General features: G+C 48.0%; 10 protein-coding genes and 1 pseudogene. 5 read left to right on the top strand and 6 right to left on the bottom strand.

Annotated elements, in window-relative coordinates:
* Window positions 1-175 precede the first annotated feature (175 nt).
* Window positions 176-415, top strand: a pseudogene (locus tag Q0P86_RS16315) (DUF1016 N-terminal domain-containing protein); the annotation flags it as partial.
* Between the two features lie 66 nt (window positions 416-481).
* Here the strand turns inward: Q0P86_RS16315 and Q0P86_RS17015 are convergent.
* On the bottom strand, window positions 482-781 hold the full coding sequence (locus Q0P86_RS17015; protein WP_366941349.1) for a type II toxin-antitoxin system RelE/ParE family toxin: 300 nt from the start codon (window positions 779-781) through the stop codon (window positions 482-484).
* A gap of 9 nt (window positions 782-790) precedes the next feature.
* Window positions 791-1,036 (bottom strand): type II toxin-antitoxin system prevent-host-death family antitoxin, encoded by a 246-nt coding sequence (locus Q0P86_RS16310; RefSeq protein ID WP_295040953.1) that lies wholly within the window; start codon window positions 1,034-1,036, stop codon window positions 791-793.
* A 197-nt stretch (window positions 1,037-1,233) separates the two neighbouring features.
* Between Q0P86_RS16310 and Q0P86_RS16305 the strand changes: the two genes are divergently transcribed.
* The 4 genes from Q0P86_RS16305 to Q0P86_RS16290 all read left to right on the top strand — a co-directional run bounded on the left by Q0P86_RS16305 (window position 1,234) and on the right by Q0P86_RS16290 (window position 4,036).
* Window positions 1,234-1,773 (top strand): flavodoxin family protein, encoded by a 540-nt coding sequence (locus Q0P86_RS16305; RefSeq protein WP_295040951.1) that lies wholly within the window; start codon window positions 1,234-1,236, stop codon window positions 1,771-1,773.
* A gap of 120 nt (window positions 1,774-1,893) precedes the next feature.
* Entirely contained in the window at window positions 1,894-3,093 is a 1,200-nt protein-coding gene (locus tag Q0P86_RS16300; protein WP_295040949.1) for an alpha/beta hydrolase, read from the top strand.
* A 173-nt stretch (window positions 3,094-3,266) separates the two neighbouring features.
* The gene (locus Q0P86_RS16295; protein ID WP_173352310.1) at window positions 3,267-3,422 is read left to right on the top strand and encodes a hypothetical protein; all 156 of its coding nucleotides are present in this window, start codon (window positions 3,267-3,269) and stop codon (window positions 3,420-3,422) included.
* Window positions 3,423-3,424: 2 nt separating this feature from the next.
* On the top strand, window positions 3,425-4,036 hold the full coding sequence (locus tag Q0P86_RS16290) for a hypothetical protein (protein ID WP_295040947.1): 612 nt from the start codon (window positions 3,425-3,427) through the stop codon (window positions 4,034-4,036).
* Between the two features lie 22 nt (window positions 4,037-4,058).
* Here Q0P86_RS16290 and Q0P86_RS16285 read toward each other — a convergent pair whose 3' ends face one another.
* The 4 genes from Q0P86_RS16285 to Q0P86_RS16270 all read right to left on the bottom strand — a co-directional run bounded on the left by Q0P86_RS16285 (window position 4,059) and on the right by Q0P86_RS16270 (window position 5,574).
* Window positions 4,059-4,388 (bottom strand): hypothetical protein, encoded by a 330-nt coding sequence (locus Q0P86_RS16285; protein WP_295040945.1) that lies wholly within the window; start codon window positions 4,386-4,388, stop codon window positions 4,059-4,061.
* A 274-nt stretch (window positions 4,389-4,662) separates the two neighbouring features.
* Complete coding sequence (locus tag Q0P86_RS16280; RefSeq protein ID WP_295040943.1) at window positions 4,663-5,076, bottom strand: hypothetical protein; 414 nt, start codon at window positions 5,074-5,076, stop codon at window positions 4,663-4,665.
* Complete coding sequence (locus Q0P86_RS16275; protein WP_295040941.1) at window positions 5,063-5,398, bottom strand: hypothetical protein; 336 nt, start codon at window positions 5,396-5,398, stop codon at window positions 5,063-5,065. Before Q0P86_RS16275 ends, Q0P86_RS16280 begins: the two co-directional genes overlap by 14 nt.
* An 11-nt stretch (window positions 5,399-5,409) precedes the next feature.
* The gene (locus tag Q0P86_RS16270) at window positions 5,410-5,574 is read right to left on the bottom strand and encodes a hypothetical protein (protein ID WP_295040939.1); all 165 of its coding nucleotides are present in this window, start codon (window positions 5,572-5,574) and stop codon (window positions 5,410-5,412) included.
* Between the last annotated feature and the right edge of the window lie 390 nt (window positions 5,575-5,964).

The raw sequence follows: 5,964 nt of genomic DNA, 5'->3' as shown, positions 1-5,964 counted from the left end.
CATCCGCATACGACATACAAAACCCTGCACTTTCAGTGCAGGGTAGTTTATTTCTGGTCCAACGAAGGTGTTCCTCTGGAACCGGTACATGTCTTGCAAAATATTCTTCGGATTATTGAAGCTCGTCATGAGGATGTTGTTGCGAAATGGATTGCTCATTTCAACGAAATATCGTATTTCTGCTAGGCTTACTGCAAATTACGGTAAGGGATTTTCTATGACGAACTTGAAGCAGATGCGGGATTTCTATCTGACTTATCAAATTGGTCAGACGGTGTCTGACCAATTCGTCTTGAGCTGGTCCCATTACTTGTTCCTGATGCGTATTGATAATCCCGACGAACGGAAATTCTACGAAATTGAGGCGAAAAACTCGAATTGGAGCCTGCGGGAACTCAAAAGGCTGTTCGATTCCAAAAAGAAGGCTCAAAGATGGTGTGTCGTTCCGTAAAAATCTGCCAGTTTTTTGCCGTTTCCAACATCACAATCCCAAAATCCTCAGATAGTCCATCCGGCTATTCAAAATTCGAATGACAAAAACTTCATCACGTTCGTTCCGGTAAAAGACCAAATACCCGCTGACAGAAAGGCAACGATACTTCGTCAAGCTATTTACCTTACCTCTTAACGAAGAGCCAATCTCGGGGAAAACGGCTAGGTTGTCAATGGCGTCAAGAATTTCAATGATTTTTTCATTTGCCGCTTTAGGGCTGCCTAGCTCGGATTCTATATAAGCGTTGATGCCGTCTAAATCTTCGACGGCTTTTGGCGAAAATACGATGGAGGGCGCCTAGACCTCGTATTTTTTCCGCACATCAGCGGCGGAAAGCCATCGTCCCTGTTCGGCGGAGCGTTCGCCTTCGGCAAGAGCCTTCTGTAACTTCAGTTCGGCGACCATGCGTTCGTATTCCTTGATGTCTATTACAACGTAACAACTGCGACCGTTCTTGGTCAAAAAGACTGGAGAATCTTCGGTCACGTTCTGAAGAACTTCGTTATAATTGCGCAAATCAGAAACTGGCAAAATACAGGGCATGGGGAACCTCCTTTCCTAAAATACAAAATTTTAAGAATAATTGCAAGTAAAATTCAACGAAGTACGCGCCGTATTGCGAGTTTTCTGTCTTAAATCTATGCCTTGCAGGCATATCTAGTTATGAAAACAAAGTATTTACAATATCTGAAAAATGAAAATATATTTGGACATGTAAAGACTTCAACCGAGAGGAACCTATGAAAAAAGTATTGGTCTTGTCCAGCAGCTTGCGCAAGGGGAGCAACTCCGAAACCCTGGCGCAGGAGTTCGCGAAAGGTGCCGCCGAGGCGGGCAACAAGGTGGAATTCGAGTCGCTGCGCGGCAAGAAGATCGGTTTCTGCATGGGCTGCCTCGCTTGCCAGAAAAAGGGCAAGTGCGTCATCAAGGATGACGCACCCGCCATTACCAAGAAGATGGAATCGGCCGATGTCATCGTGTTTGCGACGCCGATTTACTATTACGAAATGAGCGGCCAGCTCAAGACGATGCTCGACCGCGCTAATTCCCTCTATGCGAGCGATTACAAGTTCCGCGAGATTTACCTGCTCACGTCTGCCGCCGACACCGACGCAAAGGCCATGAACATCGCGAAACGCGGCATTGGCGGGTGGATCGCCTGCTTTGATGGCGTGAAGCTCAAGGGAGCCCTCTGTGCCACGGGAGCCGAAAGCGCTGGCGATGTCAAGAAGAATTCCGCGCTCCTGAAAAAGGCGTTCGCCATGGGCAGTAAGATATAATACAAAGATGTCATTCTGGAGCCCCATAGGGGCGATAGAATCCATGGATCCTATCCCCATCACGCGTTGCGTTTCAGGGTCCAGGGCGACAAAGAAAGTTTAACAACAAGGAGATAGCTCATGAAATCCAAATTCTTAAGTGCGGCACTCGCCGTGGTTTCCGCATGCACCCTGATGGCATGTTGCACCGAAAAAGAAAACAAGCCTGCTGCGCAAGGTGCCGCCACGCCGGCCACGCAGTTCGCAACAGAAACCGCACAACAGACAAAGGACGAAAATATGAACAAGCTCACGCTCACCGCCGAATGGGACAAGGTATTCCCCAAGAGTGACAAGGTCGAATATTCCAAGGTCACTTTCAAGAATCACTTTGGCATTGAACTCGCTGCCGACATGTTCGTGCCCAAGGACACGAGCCTCAAGGTGAACGGCAAGTTCCCCGCGATTGCAGTATCCGGCCCGTTCGGTGCCGTCAAGGAACAGTCCAGCGGCCTTTACGCCCAGCAGATGGCGGAACGCGGATTCCTGACCATCGCATTCGACCCGAGCTTCACCGGCGAATCGGGTGGCGAACCGCGCTACATGAACAGCCCGGACATCAACACCGAAGACTTCATGGCGTCCGTGGACTTTCTCTCGACCCGCGACAACGTTGACCCGGAACGCATCGGCATCATCGGCATTTGCGGCTGGGGCGGCATGGCGATTAACGCTGCCGGCATTGACACCCGCGTAAAGGCGACGGTTGCCTCGACCATGTACGACATGAGCCGCGTATCTGCAAATGGCTACTTCGATGCGGCAAACAACGCCGACGCCCGTAACGAGGCCCGCAAGGCATTGATGGCCCAGCGCACCAAGGACTTCAAGAACGGCACGTACGACCTGGCCGCCGGTGTTATTGACCCGCTCCCGGACGACGCTCCTTACTTTGTCAAGGATTACTACGCCTACTACAAGACCCCGCGCGGCTATCACAAGCGTTCCCTCAACAGCAACAAGGGCTGGGCCGCCTCCGCAGGCACCTCGCTCATGAACACCAAGCTCCTCGCATACGCCGACGAAATCCGTAACCCGGTGCTCATCATCCACGGCGAAAAGGCCCACAGCCGCTACTTCGGCGAAGGCGCATTCGAAAAGATGACCGGCAAGAAGGCAAACGTCCCCGCAAAACTCGACGCCACCAAGAACTGGAGCAAGACCGTCGGCAACAAGGAATTACTCGTTATTCCCGGAGCCTCCCACGTGGACCTCTACGACAACCTGGAAAAAATCCCCTTCGAAAAGCTGAACGAATTCTTCAAGACGAACCTGAAGTAAGCGAAAGACACAAAACCGCGACGATTATCGCTACTGTTCAAGGTCACAAATGTGACCTTGATTGCTTTTTGTCATTTTTTGCCATTTTTAAATGCTATTTTAGGGATATGTGCGTAAATGCCATATTGACAATTAGACTTTTAAAACCTATTTTTAAACTGAGGAATAAACCTATGGCAGTGGCAATAAGATCCATACCGACGCTTCAAGGGGAAGACGCTGAACGTTTTCTCAAGGAAGCCGAATACGCCGAAAAGAACGAGCGTAAACAGGATTTTGGTGATAAAATCCTGCTCGTTAGAAATTTCCTCCGCGAACAAGGTTTCTAGACATGACCCTTGCCGAATTTTTGAACCGATGCTCGTTTGCTCGGCTTTCTTCGGAATTGCTGCAAAGTTGCAACCCCTTCAAATGCGGAAATGAAGACCTTGACGAATTTTTCAGAGAGGATTTTCGACTATACGGTGAAAAACTTTTGGGAAAGACTTATGTCTTTCGTCTAAGAGAGCGTCCCGAAAGCATCGTTGCTGCATTTACAATATCAAACGATTCAATTCGAATCAAACAACTTGCTCCTGAAGACAAGGCGAAGACTGAATATGTCACGGAGAATGGCGAGAAGAATCTTCGCCGCTATCCCGGAGTTTTGGTCGGTCGCCTAGGGACGAATATTGAATTTGCCAAACAAGGTTTTGGCTCTGCAGTAATGGACTTCATCAAGGCTTGGTTCCGTAGCGACGAAAACAAGACCGGTTGCCGGTTTATCATCGTTGATGCAATCAATAAACCGGAAGTCATTCATTACTATCAGAAAAACAATTTCAAATTCCTTTATAGTTCCGAAATTAACGAAGCAAGGGCTCTTGGAATAAACGTGAAAATGCTGGGAGAAAAACCTTTGCATACACGTTTGATGTATTTTGATTTGATTGATATTAAATAAAAACAAGAATTGTAAAGCGACGTTATCCTTCTTCGTCCAGGTCAAAACTGACAAAGGCGGGAACCCCGTCCTCGCTCATGTTGGCGAGCAGGTTCAAGATGCGCTTGCGGCGCCAGCGGGGCATGTCGGTAATGGGGTATTCGTGAAGCTGGTCCAAAAAAGATCCCGGGCAGTAGTCCATCGCTTCCGAAAGTTTTTCCTTGAGCATCTTGCGGTACTTGTCGACCTTGTCCTTTTTGCAACCCGCGGAAGCTTGCGTATGCCGGGCTCGATGCCTTCCAGCACGAAACTGTCCATTGCAAAGGATACCGAGTCGAAGGTTATTTCGCCCCTGCGCAGGAATAACCAGCACGTTGTAGAATTCCCTTCGGCATCGGCATAGGTGACGGTCCCTCGCCGGATGTGACGTTCGTTGCCGACAACCTGGTCCATGGGCACGTCATGCCCTTTAATCTCAAATGTCACCTTGAAATTTTCTGTAGGAAACTTCTTGACGATGTATTCCCGGTTGTAATCCGGCAGCCACTGGTGCTTGAACAGGTTCAGGATTAAGCCTCCGTTTATAAACCTATTCTTATATCGTTTTTTTTGAAACGGTTTGTAAAAGAATGTAGTTGCCGGTGTGCCTAACGGTATTTGTGGGGCTTTGTTGAAATTGTAGTGTCTGCTTTTACCAGGACTCCTTCACTGAGGTTCACCAGCCCTTGAATCCAGGTATAATGGATTACGCTGTGGGCGTCCAGCAGGCTGTCAACTGTAGTGCGTGGAACATTTGTAAAGTCGAAAGGGCGGCATCCCGATTCAATTCGCTTTTCAAAATCGGCCAACGAATCACCGAGGGCTTTGTACTTGCCTGTAATTTCAAATTCAGTGTTTTCCCAAGCGATAAAACCCTCAGGGCATTTAATCTCAAATCCTCTTAGAGCGTCTTCGCAATCTCCACGGACTTCTAGAATTACCTGCGTGGCGCACATGGATACAAAAAGACCTACGCACACCCAGAACCAGGAATTGTTAAATGGCGATTTAAACAAGTTCAAAAGTTTTCCCTGGACAGAGTTTCCGTATTTGGACAATTCCCAAGTATGGCGGTTCGTCATAAAATGCCATCCGCAAATTATTCCCGTCGCAGAAAGCCATCAATCGTTTGAAATTCGGAAATCGCTCCGGATATTTATACTGCTCAAATAGTGAACGAGCTATTCTCATTTCTATCTCCCTACTTACGGTTGCGACTCGAACTCTCTGAATAGGTAGCTCTGTAGAGCCATGCTTGCCGTCCGCCTCGTCAAGAGGCGAGAGATTGTCGTAAACAACATGCAGGCTCGCCATTTCAAGAGGATTTATTTCTTGTATAATCATTTTGCCCGCTTTTATATTTCGTCGTCCCTCAGCATGTTCGACCCTGCACTTCGAAAGAGTTCCCGCATGAACTCGTCGTAGCCGGGTTCGCCCTTTTTTGGAATGCGCCTGATGTTGCTGGTTGTAGATTTGCCGTTCTGGTCGAGTTCCTTCTTTTCTTCGATTTTGTTATCCATACTGGACTCCTTGTTTTTTTGTATTGGCGTTCTGTTGCATCGCTTCATATATATCGTCACAAAGACTCAATTTGTAAAAAAACGTGCAATTTCAGGTTGAATTATGCGGTCGTCGCAACAAGGGAATTGAAATCCATCCCTTTTTCGGCAAGCGAACAAGTTTCTTACGGTAGTTGCCAGTGCTTGTGGACCAAAATCGGCAATTTTGGTGTGAATCGCACGATGTTTCCCCGGGTTCCCTCAATCGGGGGGCATCCTGTACACGGCAGGTTTGTCAAATAACAACAACCCCCAAAACTTGTCAACGGTCTGAATGCCAAGGATAATTTTGATGTTTCGCGAATTTTCACCGTCAATGCGACTGATATAGGTTGAATCGGGAAGAAAAAA

Origin of the sequence: uncultured Fibrobacter sp. (assembly GCF_946062555.1) — a bacterium.
GTDB lineage: Bacteria > Fibrobacterota > Fibrobacteria > Fibrobacterales > Fibrobacteraceae > Fibrobacter.
The sequence above is the reverse complement of the archived record's forward strand: the minus strand, read 5'-3'. Positions and strand labels throughout refer to the sequence as shown.

Bases quoted from the DNA above. Each gene is read 5' to 3' on its own strand.
- Q0P86_RS16310 (WP_295040953.1), bottom strand. From the start codon at position 1,036: ATGCCCTGTATTTTGCCAGTTTCTGATTTGCGCAATTATAACGAAGTT.
- Q0P86_RS16305 (WP_295040951.1), top strand. From the start codon at position 1,234: ATGAAAAAAGTATTGGTCTTGTCCAGCAGCTTGCGCAAGGGGAGCAAC.
- Q0P86_RS16300 (WP_295040949.1), top strand. From the start codon at position 1,894: ATGAAATCCAAATTCTTAAGTGCGGCACTCGCCGTGGTTTCCGCATGC.
- Q0P86_RS16295 (WP_173352310.1), top strand. From the start codon at position 3,267: ATGGCAGTGGCAATAAGATCCATACCGACGCTTCAAGGGGAAGACGCT.
- Q0P86_RS16290 (WP_295040947.1), top strand. From the start codon at position 3,425: ATGACCCTTGCCGAATTTTTGAACCGATGCTCGTTTGCTCGGCTTTCT.
- Q0P86_RS16275 (WP_295040941.1), bottom strand. From the start codon at position 5,398: ATGATTATACAAGAAATAAATCCTCTTGAAATGGCGAGCCTGCATGTT.
- Q0P86_RS16270 (WP_295040939.1), bottom strand. From the start codon at position 5,574: ATGGATAACAAAATCGAAGAAAAGAAGGAACTCGACCAGAACGGCAAA.